The organism is Haemophilus sp. HN_Hi16 (genome assembly GCF_049823435.1).
Taxonomy (GTDB): domain Bacteria; phylum Pseudomonadota; class Gammaproteobacteria; order Enterobacterales; family Pasteurellaceae; genus Haemophilus; species Haemophilus influenzae_D.
Map to the genome: position 1 here is coordinate 741225 of NZ_CP187500.1, position 21931 is coordinate 763155.

The 21931-nt window shown below is 38.1% G+C and carries 19 protein-coding genes and 6 tRNA genes; 11 read left to right on the plus strand and 14 right to left on the minus strand.

Going from position 1 to position 21931, the window contains the following annotated elements:
* Positions 1-26: 26 nt before the first annotated feature.
* The 3 genes from ACPT9C_RS03765 to der all read left to right on the plus strand — a co-directional run bounded on the left by ACPT9C_RS03765 (position 27) and on the right by der (position 2137).
* Positions 27-103 (plus strand) — tRNA-Asp (locus tag ACPT9C_RS03765).
* A 23-nt stretch (positions 104-126) separates the two neighbouring features.
* A tRNA-Asp gene (locus ACPT9C_RS03770) sits at positions 127-203 on the plus strand.
* A 419-nt stretch (positions 204-622) separates the two neighbouring features.
* The gene (der, locus tag ACPT9C_RS03775) at positions 623-2137 is read left to right on the plus strand and encodes a ribosome biogenesis GTPase Der (RefSeq protein ID WP_050949022.1); all 1515 of its coding nucleotides are present in this window, start codon (positions 623-625) and stop codon (positions 2135-2137) included.
* A gap of 77 nt (positions 2138-2214) precedes the next feature.
* Here the strand turns inward: der and ACPT9C_RS03780 are convergent, their stop codons facing one another.
* From ACPT9C_RS03780 to udk, 4 genes are read right to left on the minus strand one after another with little or no spacing between them, the layout of a single operon-like run.
* Positions 2215-3405 carry a sugar transporter gene (locus tag ACPT9C_RS03780; protein WP_050949023.1) on the minus strand — a complete coding sequence of 397 codons (1191 nt, stop codon included), beginning with the start codon at positions 3403-3405 and terminating at the stop codon, positions 2215-2217.
* Positions 3405-4580, minus strand: coding sequence for an AsmA-like C-terminal region-containing protein (locus tag ACPT9C_RS03785; RefSeq protein ID WP_050949024.1), 1176 nt, complete (start codon positions 4578-4580; stop codon positions 3405-3407). The genes ACPT9C_RS03780 and ACPT9C_RS03785 overlap by 1 nt, the downstream gene beginning before the upstream one ends.
* A 3-nt stretch (positions 4581-4583) precedes the next feature.
* Positions 4584-5171 (minus strand): dCTP deaminase, encoded by a 588-nt coding sequence (gene dcd, locus ACPT9C_RS03790; protein WP_005660907.1) that lies wholly within the window; start codon positions 5169-5171, stop codon positions 4584-4586.
* An 8-nt stretch (positions 5172-5179) separates the two neighbouring features.
* Positions 5180-5821 carry a uridine kinase gene (gene udk / locus ACPT9C_RS03795; RefSeq protein WP_005658079.1) on the minus strand — a complete coding sequence of 214 codons (642 nt, stop codon included), beginning with the start codon at positions 5819-5821 and terminating at the stop codon, positions 5180-5182.
* Positions 5822-5986: 165 nt separating this feature from the next.
* Here udk and ACPT9C_RS03800 point away from each other — a divergent pair, with 165 nt between their 5' ends.
* The 3 genes from ACPT9C_RS03800 to fbpC all read left to right on the plus strand — a co-directional run bounded on the left by ACPT9C_RS03800 (position 5987) and on the right by fbpC (position 10326).
* Positions 5987-7027: an ABC transporter substrate-binding protein gene (locus tag ACPT9C_RS03800; protein WP_050847760.1), complete on the plus strand. Its 1041-nt coding sequence runs from the start codon at positions 5987-5989 to the stop codon at positions 7025-7027.
* A 167-nt stretch (positions 7028-7194) separates the two neighbouring features.
* A complete protein-coding gene (locus tag ACPT9C_RS03805) occupies positions 7195-9252 on the plus strand; it encodes an ABC transporter permease (protein WP_050949037.1) in 2058 nt (685 codons plus the stop codon).
* A 24-nt stretch (positions 9253-9276) separates the two neighbouring features.
* The gene (gene fbpC, locus ACPT9C_RS03810) at positions 9277-10326 is read left to right on the plus strand and encodes a ferric ABC transporter ATP-binding protein (protein WP_423717125.1); all 1050 of its coding nucleotides are present in this window, start codon (positions 9277-9279) and stop codon (positions 10324-10326) included.
* Between the two features lie 88 nt (positions 10327-10414).
* Here fbpC and ACPT9C_RS03815 read toward each other — a convergent pair whose 3' ends face one another.
* The gene (locus tag ACPT9C_RS03815; protein ID WP_050949026.1) at positions 10415-11731 is read right to left on the minus strand and encodes an NCS2 family permease; all 1317 of its coding nucleotides are present in this window, start codon (positions 11729-11731) and stop codon (positions 10415-10417) included.
* Between the two features lie 233 nt (positions 11732-11964).
* Here ACPT9C_RS03815 and ACPT9C_RS03820 point away from each other — a divergent pair, with 233 nt between their 5' ends.
* On the plus strand, positions 11965-12495 hold the full coding sequence (locus ACPT9C_RS03820) for an inorganic diphosphatase (RefSeq protein ID WP_050949027.1): 531 nt from the start codon (positions 11965-11967) through the stop codon (positions 12493-12495).
* A 118-nt stretch (positions 12496-12613) separates the two neighbouring features.
* Here the strand turns inward: ACPT9C_RS03820 and ACPT9C_RS03825 are convergent.
* From ACPT9C_RS03825 to ACPT9C_RS03845, 5 genes are all read right to left on the minus strand, one after another.
* Positions 12614-12689: transfer RNA gene (locus tag ACPT9C_RS03825), tRNA-Lys, on the minus strand.
* 50 nt (positions 12690-12739) lie between these two features.
* Positions 12740-12826: transfer RNA gene (locus ACPT9C_RS03830), tRNA-Leu, on the minus strand.
* Between the two features lie 4 nt (positions 12827-12830).
* Positions 12831-12906 (minus strand) — tRNA-Gly (locus ACPT9C_RS03835).
* Positions 12907-13061: 155 nt separating this feature from the next.
* A complete protein-coding gene (pgsA, locus tag ACPT9C_RS03840) occupies positions 13062-13619 on the minus strand; it encodes a CDP-diacylglycerol--glycerol-3-phosphate 3-phosphatidyltransferase (RefSeq protein WP_050949028.1) in 558 nt (185 codons plus the stop codon).
* Positions 13620-13719: 100 nt separating this feature from the next.
* A complete protein-coding gene (locus ACPT9C_RS03845; protein WP_021035632.1) occupies positions 13720-14322 on the minus strand; it encodes a peroxiredoxin C in 603 nt (200 codons plus the stop codon).
* A gap of 135 nt (positions 14323-14457) precedes the next feature.
* Here ACPT9C_RS03845 and metC point away from each other — a divergent pair, with 135 nt between their 5' ends.
* Positions 14458-15648, plus strand: a complete 1191-nt coding sequence (gene metC / locus ACPT9C_RS03850; protein ID WP_050949029.1) for a cystathionine beta-lyase — start codon at positions 14458-14460, stop codon at positions 15646-15648.
* A gap of 48 nt (positions 15649-15696) precedes the next feature.
* On the opposite strand, the gene ACPT9C_RS03855 is transcribed toward metC, so the two are convergent.
* The gene (locus tag ACPT9C_RS03855) at positions 15697-16290 is read right to left on the minus strand and encodes a hypothetical protein (protein WP_050949030.1); all 594 of its coding nucleotides are present in this window, start codon (positions 16288-16290) and stop codon (positions 15697-15699) included.
* A gap of 158 nt (positions 16291-16448) precedes the next feature.
* On the opposite strand from ACPT9C_RS03855, the gene mpl reads away from it, so the two are divergent.
* A complete protein-coding gene (gene mpl / locus ACPT9C_RS03860; protein WP_050949031.1) occupies positions 16449-17810 on the plus strand; it encodes a UDP-N-acetylmuramate:L-alanyl-gamma-D-glutamyl-meso-diaminopimelate ligase in 1362 nt (453 codons plus the stop codon).
* Between the two features lie 96 nt (positions 17811-17906).
* A complete protein-coding gene (locus ACPT9C_RS03865; protein ID WP_050949032.1) occupies positions 17907-18413 on the plus strand; it encodes a DUF2301 domain-containing membrane protein in 507 nt (168 codons plus the stop codon).
* A 52-nt stretch (positions 18414-18465) separates the two neighbouring features.
* On the opposite strand, the gene znuA is transcribed toward ACPT9C_RS03865, so the two are convergent.
* The 3 genes from znuA to mltA form a co-directional block, all read right to left on the minus strand.
* Positions 18466-19521 (minus strand): zinc ABC transporter substrate-binding protein ZnuA, encoded by a 1056-nt coding sequence (gene znuA / locus ACPT9C_RS03870; protein ID WP_118879860.1) that lies wholly within the window; start codon positions 19519-19521, stop codon positions 18466-18468.
* Between the two features lie 174 nt (positions 19522-19695).
* Entirely contained in the window at positions 19696-20466 is a 771-nt protein-coding gene (gene tcdA, locus ACPT9C_RS03875; RefSeq protein ID WP_050949038.1) for a tRNA cyclic N6-threonylcarbamoyladenosine(37) synthase TcdA, read from the minus strand.
* Positions 20466-21575 carry a murein transglycosylase A gene (gene mltA / locus ACPT9C_RS03880; RefSeq protein WP_050949034.1) on the minus strand — a complete coding sequence of 370 codons (1110 nt, stop codon included), beginning with the start codon at positions 21573-21575 and terminating at the stop codon, positions 20466-20468. Before mltA ends, tcdA begins: the two co-directional genes overlap by 1 nt.
* A gap of 186 nt (positions 21576-21761) precedes the next feature.
* On the opposite strand from mltA, the gene ACPT9C_RS03885 reads away from it, so the two are divergent.
* Positions 21762-21838, plus strand: a tRNA-Met gene (locus tag ACPT9C_RS03885).
* The last annotated feature ends 93 nt before the right edge of the window (positions 21839-21931 follow it).

The window sequence follows — 21931 nt, forward strand, 5'->3', positions numbered from 1 at the left end:
CATCATTAAGATGCACACCACTTAGCGGAGTGGTAGTTCAGCTGGTTAGAATACCTGCCTGTCACGCAGGGGGTCGCGGGTTCGAGTCCCGTCCATTCCGCCAATTTAAAATTAATATCTTATCTCGGAGTGGTAGTTCAGCTGGTTAGAATACCTGCCTGTCACGCAGGGGGTCGCGGGTTCGAGTCCCGTCCATTCCGCCAATTAAGATAAATAAAGATAGCACCTAATGGTGCTTTTTTTGTATCTGAAATTTGCTTCATCCTTGACAAAAATAAAGTAAACTTTTAAGATTTGAAGAACTAGGGAGCTGCATACTCCCTAGTATGTTGTCTTATTAGTAAGCGTGCTGGCTCACTAATAATAAAACGACAACAAGGATAATGAGTTTAATCATTTTCTTATCCTCTTCAAACGTTGCGAAAAAGCGCAACACTCGCTTTCAAGTTGTATTCTTGAAAGCGAGATTATTATAACGTTAAGTTATAGATAAATAAACAGTGTTTAGAAAGCCATAGGATTGTATCCTGTGGCTTTTTCTTTTCTTTATGAAATCATTTTTTACCAATCCTTTAACTTCCGATATAATAGCCGCCATTTTTGACAAAATAAGAGATTTTTTATGGCAACTCCAGTCGTCGCCCTTGTTGGTCGCCCGAATGTGGGAAAATCCACATTATTTAATCGCCTTACTCGTACACGAGATGCGTTAGTCGCTGATTTTCCAGGTTTAACTCGTGATAGAAAATATGGTCACGCACATATTGCTGGCTATGATTTTATTGTTATTGATACTGGCGGTATTGATGGAACGGAAGAGGGCGTAGAAGAAAAAATGGCGGAGCAATCTTTGCTTGCTATTGATGAAGCCGATATTGTTCTTTTCCTTGTGGACGCGCGAGCTGGTTTAACGGCAGCTGATATTGGTATTGCGAATTACTTACGCCAACGTCAAAACAAAATTACTGTGGTGGTGGCAAATAAAACCGATGGTATTGATGCGGATTCCCATTGTGCTGAATTTTATCAGTTAGGTTTAGGGGAAATTGAGCAAATCGCTGCTTCGCAAGGTCGTGGTGTTACTCAATTAATGGAACAAGTGCTTGCACCGTTTGCGGAACAAATGGAAAACGCCGATGAAAATGACCGCACTTCTGAGGAAGAACAAGACGAATGGGAACAGGAATTCGATTTTGATTCAGAAGAAGATACGGCATTGATTGATGAGGCGTTAGACGAAGAACTTGAAGAAGAACAAGATAAAAATATCAAAATAGCCATTGTTGGTCGTCCAAATGTGGGTAAATCCACTTTAACCAATCGTATTTTAGGCGAAGATCGTGTAGTGGTTTACGATATGCCGGGCACGACACGTGACAGTATTTATATTCCAATGGAGCGTGATGGGCAGCAATATACCTTGATTGATACGGCTGGTGTGCGTAAACGCGGTAAGGTGCATTTGGCAGTGGAAAAATTCTCTGTGATTAAAACCTTACAAGCGATCCAAGATGCTAATGTTGTGTTATTGACTATTGACGCGAGAGAGAACATTTCTGATCAGGATTTATCTTTGCTCGGCTTTATTTTAAATGCAGGTCGTTCTTTAGTGATCGTCGTGAATAAATGGGATGGTTTGGATCAAGATGTGAAAGATCGTGTGAAATCTGAGCTTGATCGTCGTTTAGATTTTATTGATTTTGCTCGCGTGCATTTTATTTCTGCGTTGCACGGCAGTGGTGTAGGTAATCTTTTTGATTCGATTAAAGAAGCCTATGCTTGTGCCACTCAAAAAATGACAACCTCGCTTTTAACTCGTATTTTGCAAATGGCAACGGACGAGCATCAACCCCCGATGATTGGCGGTCGTCGCATTAAATTAAAATATGCCCATCCAGGTGGTTATAATCCGCCGATTATTGTGGTTCACGGTAACCAAATGGATAAATTACCCGATTCTTATAAACGTTATTTATCTAATTATTATCGTAAGAGCTTAAAAATTATTGGCTCACCCATTCGTCTTCTTTTCCAAGAAGGGGCGAACCCCTTTGCGGGGCGTAAAAATAAACTTACTCCGAACCAATTGCGTAAACGTAAACGTTTGATGAAGTTTATTAAGAAAGCGAAACGTTAAATTCGAGATAGATAAAACTTAGCAAGATTTAACCGCACTTTTAAAACTCTTTTGAGCATTAAAGTGCGGTTATTTTTTTATTTGTTTTGCAGAAGAAATGTATGGCGATATTTTAAGTGCGTTGTAATAAAAATGATGAAGCCGATTAAGCCTAATGCTGCGCCCGTATAACCGATTTCGTTTAATCCTAAATAGGTTGTCGCAAGGTTTCCAAATAATGCGCCTGCGCCAATTCCTGCATTGAAAATGCCCGAGTAAATAGCCGTAGCAATATCGGTTGCATCTGGTGCAAGTTTTAGTACGTGCATTTGTAGGGAGAGTCCGATACAAGAAATACCGATACCCCAAATAAACACAAGACAGAACATTGCTATCATTGTTTCGGTAGAGAAGAGTAGTAGCAATAGTGAGAACATCAATAAGCTCATCGAAACAATAATAAATTTTGTCGGCGCAAATCGGTAGAATCTGTTAAATAATAGGCTTGCGGCAATACCAGAGAATCCAAAAACTAATAAAACCACAGTGGCAAAATTTGGATCTAAATGCCCAATATCAATCATAAAGGGTTCGATATAAGTATAAGCGGTAAAGTGTGCTGAAATGACGATCGCCGTTGTCACATAAAGCCAAAGTAATAATGGGCGTTTCGCAAGCAAGGGTAAACTTGCAATAGAGCCAGCATTTTTACTGGGTAAATTTGGCAATAGTCGAATAATTAAAAACATAATGGATAATGCCAGTACTGCAATAATGCCAAAAGTGACACGCCAACCGACGAGCTGTCCGACAATTCGTCCAATCGGTAATCCTAAGATGGTGGCAAGTGCGGTGCCAATAGCGAGCATTCCTAATGCTTGAGTTTTCTTGTGTTTAGGTGCGATGCGCATCACAAGTGAAGCGGTAATTGACCAAAACACTGAATGGGCTAATGCAATACACATTCGAGCGAGAAGTAATATCCAGAAATTCCAAGCAATGACCGATAAAATATGCCCAACGATAAATATAATGAAAAGTTTGATTAGCAGGCTTTTACGTTCCATATTGCCGGTGGCAAGCATTGCAGGCAGAGACATAATTAGCACCGTCCAAGCATAAACTGTCATCATTAAACCAGTATCGGCGGTTTGCATATTAAAACTTTGTGCAATATCGCTTAACATTGCAACGGGTACAAATTCTGTAGTATTAAAAATAAATCCTGCGCAAGCCATAATAAACACGCGCCACGATTGAATTTTTTCAGCTTTTAAATATAACGACATTAACGTAACTTTTCTTTAATCGCATCAATTAATTGATGGCGGAATTTCTTCGTAAAATTAATTTTATATTGTGGTGAACTGCAGTTACCAAAAAAATTGATTGGCAGGGTTAAATTTTGATAGCGTTGATCCGTAGAATTTAAATTAATATCCACATTGCATTCCATTCGATTTAAATCAATAATGCCTTTTCCTTGCCCCAAAAGTGCGGGTGTTTTTAATTCAATTTTTTCAGCAATAAGTTGATTTTGTTGGAGAAATAATTGTAAGTGAAATTGTTCAAAGCGAGTGTTTAACTCTTTGTTTTTTAACAAATCATTGTTGTAATTAATCGGGAAATATTGCGCTACCATATCCAATAGATTTACACCAAGAATTTCGCCATTTTGCGCTAAAAAATTTAATTTGCCTTGAATAAGCGAGGAAGATGAAAAGCTGAAATCAAGATCAAAATCAGCGTGTCCACTTAACACTTCTGGCAAATTTAATAGTGCGAATAAGCGTTTAACGGGGAAAGTTTTGCCTGAAAAATTGACCGCACTTTGGTTGCCAATTTGTTGATATTTCAATACAGCTAAACAATCGTTATCGCATTGTGGTTTTATATAGGTCACTATTTGTTGGTGGGCTGTGTGGGTTTCAATATAACCGATAGGCTGATTATTTAGGTTTGCATCTACAAATTGAAGTAGGGCTGATTCTGATGTTGAGAAGTCTAAATTTGCTTTGTGGAAAGAAAAATGGAAAGTTTTTGTTTTTCCATAAATAGGCTTATTAAATTCAATGCGAATATGGTTTTCGCCATTCAATATTACTTTTTTTGATAAAAGCTGTTTTAACGAAAAAGGTGAAACCTCTATGGATACATTGACAGGATTTTGTGTGTTTTGAGTTAATTTGAGCTGTTGAATATTCAGTGAATGAAGTGCGGTATTACCATACAAAAGAGGCAAGAAATTAAGTTTAGCTTCAATTTTTTGAGCTGAAAATTGCGTAGTTTTTATATTTTCAAGGGAAAGTGCGGGAGAAAATAATGATAAATTGACGGATTGAACGGCAATGTTTTGTTGTGCCAGTTGTTCACTAATGGCACTTTGCACTCGGTAAAGTTGAATATATAAAAAAGAAAAGATCGCCAAAGCGACGATCCCTACGACAAGCACGAACTTTTTCATTGATTATTCCTTGTCTTCGTCAATTCGACTGGCTACCGCACTTTGTTGATTTTTATATTTTGCATCTTTGCGGCTACTGTATGGTCGTTTTGCTTCGCCACTTAATACTTCAAAACTTAACGCACCAATGACCATATTTGGGCGTAGTGCTAATGGTAATTTCCCTGAATTATAAAATTCCAGCACGATTTTTCCTTCCCAACCTGGGTCAATGCGGTGTGCGGTTACGTGTACCATTAAACCTAAACGCGCTAAAGAAGAGCGACCATCTAACCAACCGATAATATTGGCGGGTAATTTCACAGATTCAAGTGTGGTTGCTAACGCTAAAGTACCAGGATGCAAGAAAAATGCTTCCCCCTCTGGGATAATAATTTCATCGCTCATTACCGATTCAAGCTGTGCAGATACTTCTTCTTTCGGGCCGCTTAAATCAATAAAAGGCGCAGAATGTTCACGAAATACACGGAAAGAATTACCCAAGCGAACATCAATCGTCGCACCGTTGATTTTGTCATTATTTGGACGAGGAGTTAAAGAAATAATGCCATCATCGAGATAGCGTTCAATATCAGTATCGCAAAGACGCATAAGATTTCCTATTTTTGATTCAATAAATGAAGAATTTGAGCTTTTAACATATTGATTGCAATACGGTTTTTTCCGCCGCGAGGAATAACAATATCCGCATATTGTTTAGATGGCTCAATAAATTGTAAGAACATTGGACGCACGGTCGCACGATATTGATCAATCACCGATTGTAGAGAGCGACCACGTTCTTCCATATCGCGTTGTAAACGGCGAATAAAACAAATATCAAGTGGAGTATCTACGAATACAGAAATATCGGCTAATTGGCGTACTCTTTCGTCTGTGAGCAATAAAATCCCTTCTAAAATTACGATTCGTTTTGGTGTGAAATGCGTTGTTTCGTTGGTGCGAGTATGTTCTACATAGCTATAAACAGGCACATCTACGGCACTGCCATTTTTTAGATTTTTTAAATGTTGGATAAGTAAATCGCGATCCATAGAGCTTGGATGATCGTAATTCGTTTTTACGCGCTCAGTCATTTCTAAATGGCTTTGATCTTTATAGTAACTGTCTTCAGTAATGATACCAATTTCTTGGCAACCTAATTCATTACAGAGTTCTTTGTGAACGGTGGAAGCGATAGAACTTTTGCCTGATGCAGATGCACCTGTGATGGCGATAATGATACAAGAGGGATTTGACATAATCGTGTTTCGATGTAAGGAAAATTCGTGCAATTATAAAGAAAAGTGCGGTGAATTTCACGTTTATTTTTTTATCCAAATTTCAAAAAGTGTGAGCTTCATCACGGTATTATTTCTATTTTTCAAGTAGGATTCGAGCATCCTATCCAATAAGGAGTATGTATTATGAAATTCAACAAAATTTCTCTTTCTGTTTCTACCGCACTTTTAGCAGCAGGATTGGCTATTTCTGGTTCTGCTAACGCTAAAGGTCGTTTAGTTGTTTACTGTAGTGCCACCAATATTTTGTGCGAAACCACCACGAAAGCGTTCGGCGAAAAATATGATGTGAAAACATCCTTTATTCGTAATGGTTCAGGCAGTACTTTTGCCAAAGTTGAAGCTGAAAAAAATAACCCTCAAGCGGATGTTTGGTTCGGCGGTACTTTTGACCCTCAAGCTCAAGCTACAGAATTAGGCTTAATTGAGCCTTATAAATCTAAACACATTGATGAAATCGTTGAACGTTTCCGTGATCCTGCGAAAACCAAAGGTCACTATGTTTCCTCTATTTATATGGGGATCTTAGGTTTCGGTGTGAATACTGAACGTTTGGCAAAATTAGGCATTAAAGAAGTGCCAAAATGCTGGAAAGACCTAACAGATCCACGCTTAAAAGGCGAAGTTCAAATTGCAGACCCTCAAAGTGCGGGTACTGCTTATACCGCATTGGCAACTTTCGTCCAATTATGGGGCGAAAAAGAGGCATTCGATTTCCTAAAAGCCTTGCATCCTAACGTTTCTCAATATACCAAATCGGGTATCACGCCATCACGTAACTCTGCGCGTGGCGAAGCGACAATTGGGGTAGGTTTCTTACACGATTATGCTTTAGAAAAACGCAATGGTGCGCCGTTAGAATTAGTTGTGCCGTGTGAAGGAACGGGCTATGAATTAGGCGGTGTGAGTATCTTAAAAGGTGCGCGTAATATTGATAATGCAAAATTATTCGTCGATTGGGCTTTATCAAAAGAAGGTCAAGAATTAGCTTGGAAACAAGGAGATTCGTTACAAATCTTAACTAACACGACTGCAGAACAATCGCCAACTGCATTTGATCCAAATAAACTTAAATTAATCAATTATGACTTTGAAAAATACGGTGCAACAGAACAACGCAAAGCCTTAATTGAAAAATGGGTACAAGAAGTTAAATTAGCGAAATAGTTTTCGTGATAATCATAGCCGTGGGTAAGTATACCCACGGCTAATTATCGTAATAGTAGTTCCCCTTTGGGGAACAGCTTTTTACTCCCCGATAGGGGAGTTGCTGTAATTATCCTAGGGTATACTTACCCTAGGTGAAAGTCATGTTTTCTTTACTGCGAGGTTGTATGAACGCAAAAAAACTTTCCATAATGCATTCCGCTTATTTTTGGATTATTTTATCCTTGTTGGCGTTTGCGCTTCTGCCCTCTAATGCACTTGATTACGGTTTGTTTGAAAGTACTTCAGATGAATATTTAGAGGCAATGGGCTGGGTTTCTTTCAATTTAACTTGGGCTTGGTTTCTGCCTGTTATTGTGTATGGTGCTTTGCCGTTATTGAGATTGCCACGGCAAACCCAAGCAAAAACAGAGCTATTTTTGACCGCACTTTCTGTACTGTTTATGTTTATCAGTGCGACGCTGTACAAAATTAGTATGGGCTATTCTGTGATTGTGTTGCTTGTGGGATATACCGCATTGGCGACACTTTCATTGGCAAAACTGAAAGTAATGCAAGGGGATAAGTTTATTATTGCTTCTTTACTTTGCATTATTTTGTTGATTTTCTTCTTTATTGTTTATCCAACATTGGCAATTTTCGTTTCAATGTTTTATGACGGCGATACCTTTTCGCCACAGCAAGTGATGCGTATTTTAACGCAGAGCTATATTGTTCGTGTAATTACCAATTCGCTTTTCTTATCGGGCTTTGTGGGCATCGTTTCTACTGTATTTGGTTTAGCCTTTGCACTTTATACCACACGTATCGCGCGTAGAACGGCATTTATCGGAAAAATTTTCTCTATTTTGCCAATTGTTACGCCCCCATTTGTAGTGGGGTTAGGGGTAACTTTAATGCTCGGACGTTCTGGTTATGTAACAGAATTTTTAAGTGAATATTTTGGTTTTTCTAGTCATAACTGGCTTTATGGTTTTAATGGGATTGCGATTGCGCAAATTCTCGCATTTACCCCGATTTCTTTTATGATTTTAGACGGTGCATTGAAATCAGTTCACCCTTCAATTGAAGAAGCCTCTTATACGCTGCGTGCTAATCGTTATCAAACGTTCTATCAGATTATTTTTCCGTTACTGCGTCCAGCATTAGCAAATTCTTTCTTAATTGTGTTTATTCAATCATTAGCGGACTTTAGTAATCCTTTAGTTTTAGGTGGAAGTTTCGATGTGATTGCCACACAAATTTATTTCTATATTGCGGGTTCACAACTTGATTATGCTTCAGCCAGTACTTTAGGTTCGATGTTGTTAATTTTCTCGTTGGCGATTTTTATCATTCAATACATTTGGATTGGTAACCGCTCTTATGTCACTGTTTCGGGGAAATCTTATCGTGGCGATGTGCAAGAACTGCCAAACGGCTTGAAATATACTATCATCGGTATGCTTGGCTTCTGGGTAATCTTTAATATGGCACTTTACGGTAGCATTTTCTATGGAAGCTTCACTGTAAACTGGGGCGTAGATTACACTTTAACCTTGAAAAACTATGCCATGTTATTCGGGCAAGGATTGAGCGATGGGGCGTGGCCGTCACTAATCAATACCTTAATTTATGCAGGTATTGCTGCGCCATTAACCGCATTCTTTGGATTATTAATTGCCTATATTGTGGTGCGTAAAGATTTCCAAGGTAAAAAATCCCTTGAGTTCTTAACCATGCTTTGCTTTGCTGTACCGGGAACTGTGGCAGGGGTATCTTATATTTTAGCGTTCAACAATGCACCGCTTTATATTACGGGTACGGGCATTATTGTGATTATTTCAATGGTAATGCGTGACTTACCAATTGGTATGCGAGCAGCGATTGCAGGGCTAGGACAACTTGATAAATCCCTTGATGAAGCATCGCTTTCTTTAAAAGGGAGTTCGTGGAAAACATTGTGCTTTATCGTCTTGCCATTATTAAAACCAGCGTTGCTTTCCGCGCTTGTGACTAGTTTCGTTCGTGCAATGACGACAGTAAGTGCAATTATATTCTTAGTGACAGCAGACACTCGCGTTGCTACCGCATATATTTTAAATCGTGTGGAAGACGGAGAATACGGCATTGCAATTGCATACGGCTCTATCTTAATTGTGGTGATGATGACAATTATTTTGTTCTTCGACTGGATTGTAGGCGATACGCGTATCTCTCGTTCTAAAGCGAAAAAAATGAATTAACTCGTTAAGTTGTAGGTAAAAATTATGAGTAATAATGATTTCTTAGTATTAAAAAATATCACAAAAGCATTTGGTAAAGCGGTCGTCATTGATAATTTAGATTTAACGATCAAACGTGGCACGATGGTAACATTGTTAGGGCCATCAGGCTGTGGTAAAACCACCGTATTACGTTTAGTGGCAGGGTTAGAAAATCCAACTTCAGGTCAAATTTTTATTGATGGCGAAGACGTAACAAAATCCTCTATTCAAAATCGAGATATTTGTATTGTCTTCCAATCTTACGCACTTTTCCCACATATGAGCATTGGCGATAACGTCGGCTACGGCTTAAAAATGCAGGGCATTAGCAAAGAAGAACGTGCTAAACGTGTAAAAGAGGCTTTAGAATTAGTGGATTTAGCAGGCTTTGAAGATCGTTTTGTTGATCAAATTTCGGGTGGGCAACAACAACGTGTCGCATTGGCTCGTGCTTTAGTATTAAAACCAAAAGTCCTATTGTTTGATGAACCATTAAGTAATTTAGATGCAAACTTACGTCGTTCAATGCGTGAAAAAATCCGTGAATTGCAACAACGTTTAGGCATTACCTCGCTTTATGTGACTCACGACCAAACAGAGGCCTTTGCGGTATCTGATGAAGTTATCGTTATGCATAAAGGTAAAATTATGCAAAAAGCACCAGCGAAAGAGCTTTATTTACGACCAAATTCTTTGTTCTTAGCAAACTTTATGGGCGAATCCAGTATTTTCCATGGAAAATTAGAAAATGGCGTGGTGGATATTAATGGCTATCATGTACCTTTAAAAGACGCTGCACAGTTTAATTTACCCGATGGCGAATGCTTAGTAGGTATTCGCCCAGAAGCAATTTATCTTGCTGCAGAGGGCAGCGATGCACAACGTTGCGAGATTAAAAGTGCGGTCTATATGGGCAACCATTGGGAAGTGGTTGCAAACTGGGCGGGCAAAGATTTACTGGTAAATTGTAAACCAGAGGATTTTAATGTTGATTTAAAACAAGCCTATGTAAATTTATCTGATCACGGTATTTTCTTATTGAAGAAAGAGTAATCCAAGTATAAAAAAGTGCGGTGAAATTTCACCGCACTTTTGAGATTACAATTAAGGGGAAGGCTTTTCCCCTTTCTTATTTCTGTTATTAAATCGCCCAACCGGCTGCATAGAATGCAACGAGTACGATTGCAATAATCACAGTGCCTGCATTTAAGCGTTTAATATCGCCACTCACGATTCTTCCAATCACTAATGCCGCAAAACCTAACATAATGCCTGTTACGATATTGGCGGTAAGTACGATAAACACTGCGCAGATTAATCCGCTCATCGCGCCAACGAAATCATCGAAATCTAATTTGCTTACATTGCTTAACATTAATAAACCAACGTACATTAATGCTGGGGCTGTGGCGTATCCAGGCACTAAGAAAGCTAATGGTTGGAAGAAAAGCATTAATAAGAATAACACACCAACAACGATTGCAGTAATACCAGTTTTACCGCCTGCTGCTGTTCCTGCTGCTGACTCAATATAAACGGCAGCTGGTGCTGTACCGAATAAACCTGAGAATAAGCTACTGATTGAGTCTGAAGTTAGGGCTTTACCGCCATTGATAATTTGGCCATCCTTATCAAGCAAGTCGGCTTGACCTGCCACTGCACGAATTGTACCAGTCGCATCAAATACGGCGGTCATCACGAGAGCAAATACCACCGGCAAGATTGCAGGTTGTAGTGCGCCTATAAAGTCTAATTGTAAGAAAAGAGAGTTTTCGCCAAAAGTTGGCATTTTGAAAATTTCTCCGCCAAATTTTACATTTGGATCAAAAATTAAACCGACGATAGTAATAGCGATAATGACCCATAAAATACCGCCTTTAATTTTCATTTTTTCAAGACCAATAATTAACGCTAAACCAATTAAGGACATCATTACTGGGAATGAAGTAAAATCGCCTAATTTTACTGGCAAGCCAGCTTGGTTGCTGACAACTAAACCAACGCCGTTTGCCGCAATTAAAAGTAAAAAAAGTCCGATACCAATGCCTGCTCCGTGAGCGATACTGGCTGGTAAATTACGCAAAATCCATGCACGGATACCTGTGGCAGAAATTAAGGTAAACACAACCCCCATTAAGAATACTGCGCCTAGGGCAACAGGAATGGCGACCTTTTGACCGATTACTAAGCTAAATGCTGTAAAAGCAGTAAGAGAAATTGCACAACCAATTGCCATTGGTGCATTTGCCCATAAGCCAATTAAGATAGAGCCTAACCCTGCAACTAAACAGGTCGCAATAAAGACAGATTCCGCAGGAAAACCTGCTGCACCGAGCATATTGGGTACTACGATGACAGAATAAACCATTGCTAAGAACGTGGTTAAACCCGCGATAATTTCTTGACGAACAGTTGAACCACGTTGTTTGAGTTCAAATGTTTTTTCTAAAGTTGGCATAGTGTTCCTTGAAGTTAAGTAAAAAATTGGAAGTAATAAGGTGCGCTATTCTACATCATAAAAATAAGAAGTAAACGTTTGCGTAAGTTTTATTTAGGGGAAAGTGCGGTCAAAATTATGAATAGTTATAAAATAATCTATTTGCTGATTTTCTCTACAAATGAGACTGCGAGTCAGCAGAAAAACTGCTATACTTATTGCGTTTTTTAACTTGATAAAATGAAGGAAACAAAATGGCTGATTTTAATCAAATTTTAACGCCAGGCGATGTAGATGCTGGCATTATCAATGTAGTAAACGAAATTCCCGAAGGTAGCTGCCATAAAATCGAATGGAATCGTAAAGTTGCGGCATTCCAGTTAGATCGTGTTGAGCCAGCAATTTTCGCAAAACCAACTAACTATGGTTTTATTCCACAAACTTTAGATGAAGATGGCGATGAGTTAGATGTGTTATTAATCACTCGCCAACCATTAGCAACGGGTGTATTCCTTGAAGCTAAAGTAATTGGTGTCATGAAATTTGTTGATGATGGCGAAGTGGATGACAAAATCGTTTGTGTTCCAGCAGATGATCGTGATACAGGCAATGCCTACAATTCATTAGCAGATTTACCTGCGAATTTAATTAAACAAATTGAGTTCCATTTCAATAACTATAAAGCACTTAAGAAACCTGGCTCAACGAAAGTAACGTATTGGGGCGATGTAGAAGAAGCGAAAGAAGTGATTCGTGAGTCTATTAAACGTTGGAATGAGCGTTAATTAATAAACACATTTGATTGTAAAAATCCCTGATTCTTTGAGTCGGGGATTTTTTATAATGAGTTTCAAGAATTTAGACAATAAAAAAATACCTTTCGGTACTTGCTTTATTTTCAAGTGGTGGGTCGTGAAGGATTCGAACCTTCGACCAACGGATTAAAAGTCCGCTGCTCTACCGACTGAGCTAACGACCCAATTAGATGATTTTAAAGTGAATTTTAAAACCTTTAGATTGGTATTTAAATGGTGCCCGAAGCCAGACTTGAACTGGCACGCCTCGAAAGGCGAGGGATTTTAAATCCCTTGTGTCTACCGATTCCACCACTCGGGCAAATTGGAGCGGGAAACGAGGCTCGAACTCGCGACCCCGACCTTGGCAAGGTCGTGCTCTACCAACTGAGCTATTCCCGCATTTATCACTAATCAGCATTGCTGCGTGACAACGGGGCGTATTTTACGGATTTATATATTACTGTCAAACGAAAAAAATAAAAAATATTTTATTTGCTTAAAAATAACTCAAATATAGATGGTTATCATAAAAAATAACTGTGTTTTATTTAAATTTATAATTGAATATTATCTAGCAAGCTTCCTTTTGCTGTTTGTAAATATTGGATCATTGACCATATAGTTAAAATAGCGGCGATATAAAGTAAGATAATTGCTGCTATTTCCATATAGTTGTTATAACGCCATAATAATCCACCTAGTGCTAACATTTGTGCTGTGGTTTTCCATTTTCCCCACCAAGATACTGCAACTTTATTACGTTCTCCAAGTTCAGCCATCCATTCACGTAATGCGGAAATTATAATTTCGCGAGAAATCATAATAATAGCAGGAATCGTAATCCAAAGAGAGTGTTTATATTCAACGATTAGCACTAAGGCTGCAACAACCATTACTTTATCAGCAACAGGATCTAAAAAAGCCCCAAATCTTGTAGTTTGTTTCCATTTACGAGCCAAATAGCCATCAAGCCAATCAGTAACGCCAGCAATAAAGAATATGAATGTAGTAATAAAAGGGGAAGATTCGATAGGTAAATAAAATGCAATCACGAAAAACGGAATCAGAATTACGCGAAACACCGTTAGGAAAATAGGAATATTAAATTTCATAGAAATGAACCGCTCTTGGGGTTAGGGATGCATCTATTCTAAAGTATCTAAGAATATAAAAAAAGCCACATTATGTGGCTTTCTTGTAAATAATTATGGATTAAAGTTTATCTGTGTTTTGTTTTAAGTATTTTGCAACGCCTTCTGGGTTATCTTTCATCCCTTCTTTACCTTTTTCCCATTGTGCTGGGCATACATCACCGTGTTCTTCATGGAATTGTAATGCATCAACCATACGTAACATTTCATCAATGTTACGACCTAATGGAAGATCGTTTACTACTTGGTGACGAACTACGCCATTTTTGTCGATTAAGAATGAAGCACGCAGTGCAACGCCAGCTTCTGGATGTTCAATACCGTATGCTTGAGCAATTTCATGTTTTACGTCTGCTGCTAATGCATATTTAACTTGACCGATACCACCATTTTCAGTTGGAGTGTTACGCCATGCATTGTGAGTGAATTGAGAGTCGATAGAAACACCAACTACTTCTACGTCACGTTTTTTGAACTCTTCATAACGGTGGTCAAATGCGATTAACTCAGAAGGGCAAACAAAGGTAAAGTCTAACGGATAGAAAAAGATTACTGCAGCTTTTCCAGCAATGTGTTTTTTAAAGTTGAAGTTATCAACGATTTCGCCATTGCCTAATACAGCAGATGAAGTAAAATCTGGTGCTTGACGGGTTACTAATACCATAGTCATTATTCCTCTATAAAGTGAAGTTAAAATTTTGCTAAAAAAACAGCAGTAAGATTCTAATGAAAATGACCGCACTTTTATAGTCGGTTTTGTCTATTGAAGAAATTAATTTAATTTAAAGTAAGGAAATATATGCGAGCAAAATATCATCTTTCAACAACATTTATTCATTCAGGTCGTCAGAAGCGTTTTTCTCAGGGCGCGGTAAATCCTGTATTACAGCGAGCTTCTTCATTAGTATTTGACAGTATTGAAGATAAAAAATATGCAACAAAAAATCGTGCTAAAGGCGAGTTATTTTATGGCCGTCGTGGGACGCTAACACATTTTGCGTTACAAGATTTAATGTGCGAAATGGAGGGGGGAGCTGGTTGTTATCTTTATCCTTGTGGGGCAGCTGCAGTCACTAATTCTATTCTTTCTTTTGTTAAAACTGGTGATCATGTATTGATGAGCGGAGCCACTTATGAGCCAACTCAGGATTTCTGTAATATTGTGCTGAAAAAAATGCAGATCGATACAACTTATTACGATCCACTTATTGGTGCTGATATTGCAACGCTTATTCAACCGAATACAAAAGTACTTTTTTTAGAAGCACCGAGTTCTATCACAATGGAAATTCCCGATATTCCGACTATTGTGAAAGCTGCAAGAACGGTGAATCCTAATATTGTGATTATGATTGATAATACTTGGTCGGCAGGTGTTCTATTTAAAGCGTTAGAGCATGACATTGATATTTCTATTCAAGCGGGGACGAAATATTTAGTGGGGCATTCAGATATTATGATTGGTACTGCCGTTGCGAATGCGCGAACTTGGGATCAACTTAGAGAACATTCCTATTTAATGGGGCAAATGGTGGATGCGGATTCTGCTTATACGACTGCTCGTGGTATTCGTACATTGGGTGTACGATTAAAACAACATCAGGAAAGCAGTATTAAAGTAGCAAAATGGTTGAGTGAGCAACCAGAAGTAAAAACGGTGTATCATCCATCCTTACCAAGTTGCCCTGGCCATGAATTCTTTTTACGTGATTTTAGTGGAAGCAGTGGTTTATTTTCTTTTGAATTAACCCAGCGATTAACCTCAGAGCAAGTATCAAAATTTATGGATCATTTTGAGCTTTTCACTATGGCTTATTCATGGGGAGGATTTGAGTCTCTAATTCTTTGTAATCAACCAGAAGAAATTGCACATATTCGTCCAAATATTAAACGTAACCTTACGGGTTCATTAATTCGTGTGCATATCGGCTTTGAAGATGTAGATGAATTGATTGTAGATTTAAAAGCTGGATTTGAGCGAATTGCCTAAAAGTGCGGATAAAAAAATGCCTGTTTTACACAGGCGTTTTTTATAGGATTATTTTTGTTCTGAAACTAAACCAATTTGGGAACCGTCAGCAAAATGAATTGAAGTCCCAATAATATCGACTTGAATACTTTTTCCTTGTTGTAAGTGAGGACGAATTTGAGAAAGTACTGCTTCTTCATTGGTTGATAAGGTAACGGTTTCATTTGCTTTCGGTGCAATTGTTTTTCCAAATTGTAATGCGGGAAGATTTGCTATATAGAACGGTTGGTTATTTTCTTTATAAATAGTTAGCCATTGTGCTTCTGAAATTGCTTTATCGCTTAAATTTGTAATTTCATAAGTGATAGAAAAGGATTTTAAATCATCAGTAACAGAAACATTAGTAACTTTTATGTTTGCAACTTTTTGAAATTCTTCATTAGCTTGAGCAACTAATTCATCTATTTTTATTTGTACCTGTTGTTCTGATTGGGTGGTTGCTGGTTGTGCAGCTTCTGTTGTGGGTTGAGCTTTTTCTACAGCAGGTTGAGTTGTTTCTACTGCGGGTTTTTCAGCTTGTTTTTGCTCTTTATCGTTACAAGCGGTTAAGGTAATAGAACTTGCGATGATAGTTGCGAAAAGAAAAGATTTATTAAATTTCATTGTAAATTCCTTCATTATGTTTTATCAGCTAGGTTGTACTCACCTTTAAGGGTTATAATTATAGCTTATGTGGGTCCTTACGACAGTCTTTTCTTTTGAAAGTTCATAGAAGTTGTTTTATCATATTTTTCGTTTTCCTTAATCAACAGAGAAGCACAATGAAACATATTCATATCTTAGGTATTTGTGGCACATTTATGGGCGGTGTGGCGATGATTGCTAAACAAATGGGCTATCACGTAACGGGTTCCGATACTAATGTTTACCCTCCAATGAGCACTTTTTTAGAAGAGCAAGGTATTGAGATTATTCCAAATTATGATGTTGCACAATTACAACCTGCGCCTAACATGGTAATTGTTGGTAATGCGATGAAACGCGGTAATCCTTGCGTAGAATATGTGTTGGAAAATAATTTGAAATATACATCTGGCCCTCAATGGTTACATGATCATTTATTGCGAGATCGTTGGGTATTGGCGGTTTCTGGTACGCATGGAAAAACAACGATAACAGGCATGCTAACTTGGATTCTGGAACAAAATGGTTTAAAACCTGGTTTTTTAATCGGTGGTATTGCGGGTAATTTCGGTATTTCCGCCCGTTTAGGCGAAAGTCCTTATTTTGTTATTGAAGCTGATGAATATGATACGGCTTTCTTTGATAAACGTTCGAAATTTGTCCATTACAATCCACGTACACTTATCGTAAATAACATTAGTTTTGATCACGCTGATATTTTTGACGATCTCAAAGCGATTCAACGCCAATTTCATCATATGATTCGAACCATTCCGGCAAGTGGCTTGGTATTAAGTTCGGCGAGTGAACAAAGTGCAAAAGAAACTTTGGCATTAGGATGTTGGTCGCAACAACAATTTTTAGGCAAGGATAACGAATGGTTTGCTGAACGTATCACAAATGATGCTTCACATTTTGCGGTCTTCCATCATGGAGAAAAAGTGGCAGAAGTAAAATGGAATGTAGTCGGACAACATAATATGCATAATGCGTTAATGGCAATAGCGGCTGCTCATCATGCGGGTGTGGCTATTGAAGATGCGTGTAAAGCATTGGGATCTTTTGTGAATGCTAAACGTCGTTTAGAAGTGAAAGGCGAAGTTAATGGCATTATAGTTTATGATGATTTTGCGCATCATCCAGAAGCTATTCTTGCTACGCTAACTGCTTTGCGAGATAAAGTAGGTGGCGGCGTGCGAATTCTTGCCGTGCTTGAGCCTCGTTCTAACACAATGAAAATGGGGGTTCATAAAGATGAAATTGCGCCTGCGCTTGGTCGAGCTGATGCCGTGTTTATGCTTCAACCTGAACAACTTCCTTGGGAAGTGGCAGATATTGCAAACCAATGTGTACAACCTGCTTATTGGCACGCAAATTTGGATCGATTAGTGGATATGATTGTTGCAGAGGCTCAACCTACGGATCATATTTTAGTGATGTCTAACGGCAGTTTTGGTGGCATTCATCAAAAAATTCTTGATAAACTAAAACTGAAATAATAAAAGTGCGATTAATTTAGAAAATGTTTTTAAATGAACCGCACTTTTTATTTATCTGACTTTAATTTGTAATTCATAAAAAGGAACATTTATACAATGGCTGATCCACATATTAAATCACCGATGGATTTTTTAGATAATCTGACTGTCATTATTTATCGCACTGGCTTTGTGATAGCGGCGTTGGCTCTTCTTGCCATGAGTTGGTATCCAGATTTATCACTCACATTTATATTAATTGCGGCAACTTGCTGTGCATCTTCGTTACACATTTATCTCAAATCCTTCCGATTGCTTTTTCAATTTGCTACTTGGATAGGATTACTTTTTTATATTAATCATTATCCTGCTTTGGCTCTTGGTGGTGCGTTACTTACTTTAGGTGGTTTGTGTTTTAAAGAATATTTTTGTTTCCGCGTACCTTTGCTAAATTTACAGCCGATATTTGTGGCTTGCTTGTGGTTTTCGTGGGTATTAAATAATTTTATCGCACTACGAATTTTTTCTATTATTTCTGGCGTATTACTTTTAGTTTTAGCGATACAAAAATGGCGAATGCCTTTGCATTTTGATATTGGAGATAAAACTAAATATCAAATTTAGAAAAGAAAATGACCGCACTTTTATTATGTGCGGTCATTGTTTTTAGAAAGGTTTATTTAGCTAAACATTCCATGTAACTATCTGCGGTAGATTGCAAGAATGTTGCATAAGAATTTTTGCCTAAAGTGACTTTATCGCCAATTGGATCGAGTTGTCCTACATTGACTTTAGTATTTTTCGCTAAAGACTCGATCACTTTTGGTGTAAATTGAGGCTCTGCGAATAAGCAATTTACTTTATGTTCATCAATTTCTTCTTTAATGTGTGCTAAAGTTTTTGCACCCGGAGCAACTAATGGATTGATGGTAAAGTAACCTGTTTGTTTTAAACCATAAGCATCGTTGAAATAACCATAAGCATCGTGGAAAACGTAGAAACCTTTGTCTTTTACATTCGCCAGTTGTGCTGTGATTTTTTCACTTTGTTCTGCCAAAGTGCGGTTAAAATCTGAAAGGTTTTTTGCAATCAAATCTTTTTTGTCTGGGAATTGTGCAGTTAATTTATCCGCTACTTTTTGTGCAACAATTTTGCTGATAGCGGGAGAATACCAAACGTGCCAGTTTGTTGTTAAACCCTCGTGATGATCGTGATCATGATGTTCGTGATCGTGTTTATGGTCGTGATCGTGTTCGTGTTTATGGTCGTGATCGTGTTCGTGCTTATGATCATGGTCGTGCTTATGATCATGGTCGTGTTTATGATCATGTTTGTGTTCGTGCTTATGGTCATGATCATGATCGCCATCTTCATGGAAATGCTCGTGGTGAGCTTGAATTAATAAAGGTTTAACATCCGCAAGATCGGCAATGGTAATCACTTTTTTGCGTTCAATTTGACTAATTGGCTTGTCTAAAAATGAATCAACATCTTCACCAACCCATACTACTAAATCTGCAGATTTTACTTTTTGAATATCAGATAATTTCAAATTGTAGTCATGCGGAGATGCTCCAGCAGGCACAAGAATTTGTGTGCCAGTTACACCCTCTGCAATAGACGAAACAATAAAGCCCAAAGGTTTTACTGATGCCAATACATCAGCATTTGCCATCATTGGTGCGCTTAAAAGTGCGGTAGAAATGGCACTAATTTTTAAAAGTTTTTTCATATTTCTGTTTCCTTACTTGTTGATAATCATTAGTAAAGGGCAAAAGCCTACGCTCTTTTCTGTAAATTGCAATGATTTTATAGTAAAAAAGGGGGAAAATTTTTCATTTTTAAAGTAAATGGATTTCATTCGATAAAAAATGCACATTCATAGTTAATGTGCATTTTCAAAGGATTAAGATTTCTTCTTGAGTAATTTATCTATTACACGAGAAACAGCAAAAAAACCAAAAGTTGCAGTTATCATTGTGGCTGCACCAAACCCGTTTGCGCAATTCATTGTGGCTGAAATTGCACAACCTTCAGTCATTTGTGGAAATATTAAAGGTTGTGTTGAAAATACCGCATCGATACTAAATTTGCGTTTTGGATTTTGGCTAAAATTGTAATCCTTGCGTAAAACTGACCGCACTTTAGCAAGGAGCGGATCTTGAATGGTTTTACTCAGATCGGCAATTTGAATTTGGGTTGGATCAGTTTGACCACCAGCACCACCAATAGTAATCACATTAATTTTGTGACGTTTACAATAAGCAATCAGCGACGCTTTAGTTTTCACATTGTCAATAGCATCAATTACGTAGTCATAGCCTCGATTGAGGTAATCTGCTTGATTTTCTGGCGAGATAAAATCATCAATAATATTGACGGTACATTCTGGGTTAATTAATTTTACTCGCTCTGACATCACTTCAGTTTTTAATTTGCCGATTGTGCCGCTCATCGCAGGAAGTTGGCGATTGATATTCGTGACGCAAATATCATCCATATCAATTAATGTGAGTTTGCCAATGCCAGATCGTGCTAAGGCTTCAACAACCCAAGAACCTACGCCGCCAATGCCAATTATGCAAATATGGGCTTGGCGTAAGTGCGCTAAGCCATCGGGTGTATAAAGTCGTCCAATACCGCCGAAACGTTGTTCGTAATTATCTATTCTAGACATTATTGTAATACCCATACTCTACCGTAGTGTTTTGAAAGCCCTGCAATATGTCCTGCTCTAGCACCGATACCACGATATAAGTCAAAGTGATGACCTTTCACTGCACCGCCTACATCAAGTGCAACCATTAAGTGTAATTTGTGTGTGCCAAGCCAGTTTCCATTATTATCAATATCTGGTACTTCGACTAAAAGTACAGAGCCAGATGGGATAACATTGCGATCTGATGCCACTGAAGCCATTGCTACAAGAGGAACGCCCGCAGAGCCTTTCACTTTGCCACTTGGATCATTTTTAAAGAAGACATAAGCTTCATTGCGCTCTAACAAGCTTTGTACACGCGATGGATTACGATTGCCCCACTCTCGAATTGCTTGAATAGACATTTTTTCTTTTGGAATTTCGCCATCTTCCACTAATAAACGCCCGATAGCCGTGTAAGGGAAACCATTTTGTCCTGCGTAAGCAAAATAGTTAAGATTGCCATCGCCAAAATCTACATAACCACTGCCTTGTACCCCAAGTAAAAAGTTTTCCAACATGGAATCGCTATATGCTAACTCTAGTCCTTTCCCCACTAATGCTCCCGCGTAAATTTGCACTCGACTTAGACGTTTTTTCACAGGCATACGATAAATTGGATTTTTAAATTGACCTTGTGGGGTATGACGAGCATAAAGTATAGGCGAATAATAGCCTGTCATCAGTACATTTTGATACCCATCAAATCCACGCATAATTTGCGGATGGATATTAAATTGAGTGAGTTCATTAATATTTGCCCCAGAAAGAACCCAATTTGTAATCTTTTCATAATTGTCGTAAAAATTGGCGGAAAGTTTACTCGAATAATTTTTTATATTGGAAAGCTGTGTTAAAAAATCGCCTTGATTTATTACCGCACTTTGGTTTTCTATGTTGGATACAGGCACAAGCGCTGCTTGCTGATAAGTTCGATTGGTATATTTTGCACCGAATTGTTGAGGATCACTACCATTTAAGGTGGTGGGAATCTGAATGTTTTTTATGTTAGAGGTACAAGACACCAAAAGTGCGGTAATAATTGAGATAGAAAAAGTTTTGAACCAAAATGGTTTACACACCGACATTTTCAATCCTAAAGTAAGCAGAAATAAGGTCGCATACGCTATCAAAATTTACAGAAAACAACCAGTGTTATTTAGTGAAATTGCTTAATAAAACTACACATTGAACATTTTATTAACAAACAATTGATAAAGTTTTGTTTAATTCTTGCAATTAAATTTTAAGCGAGTATAGTACGCCTCATCAGACGCGGGGTGGAGCAGCTTGGTAGCTCGTCGGGCTCATAACCCGAAGGCCGTCGGTTCAAATCCGGCCCCCGCAACCAACAAATTTTGAAGCCCTGATTTAGAAAATCGGGGCTTTTCTTTTTACAGTTTAACTCGCTATGATGATCTCAATTAGATCATCTTTTTCTATG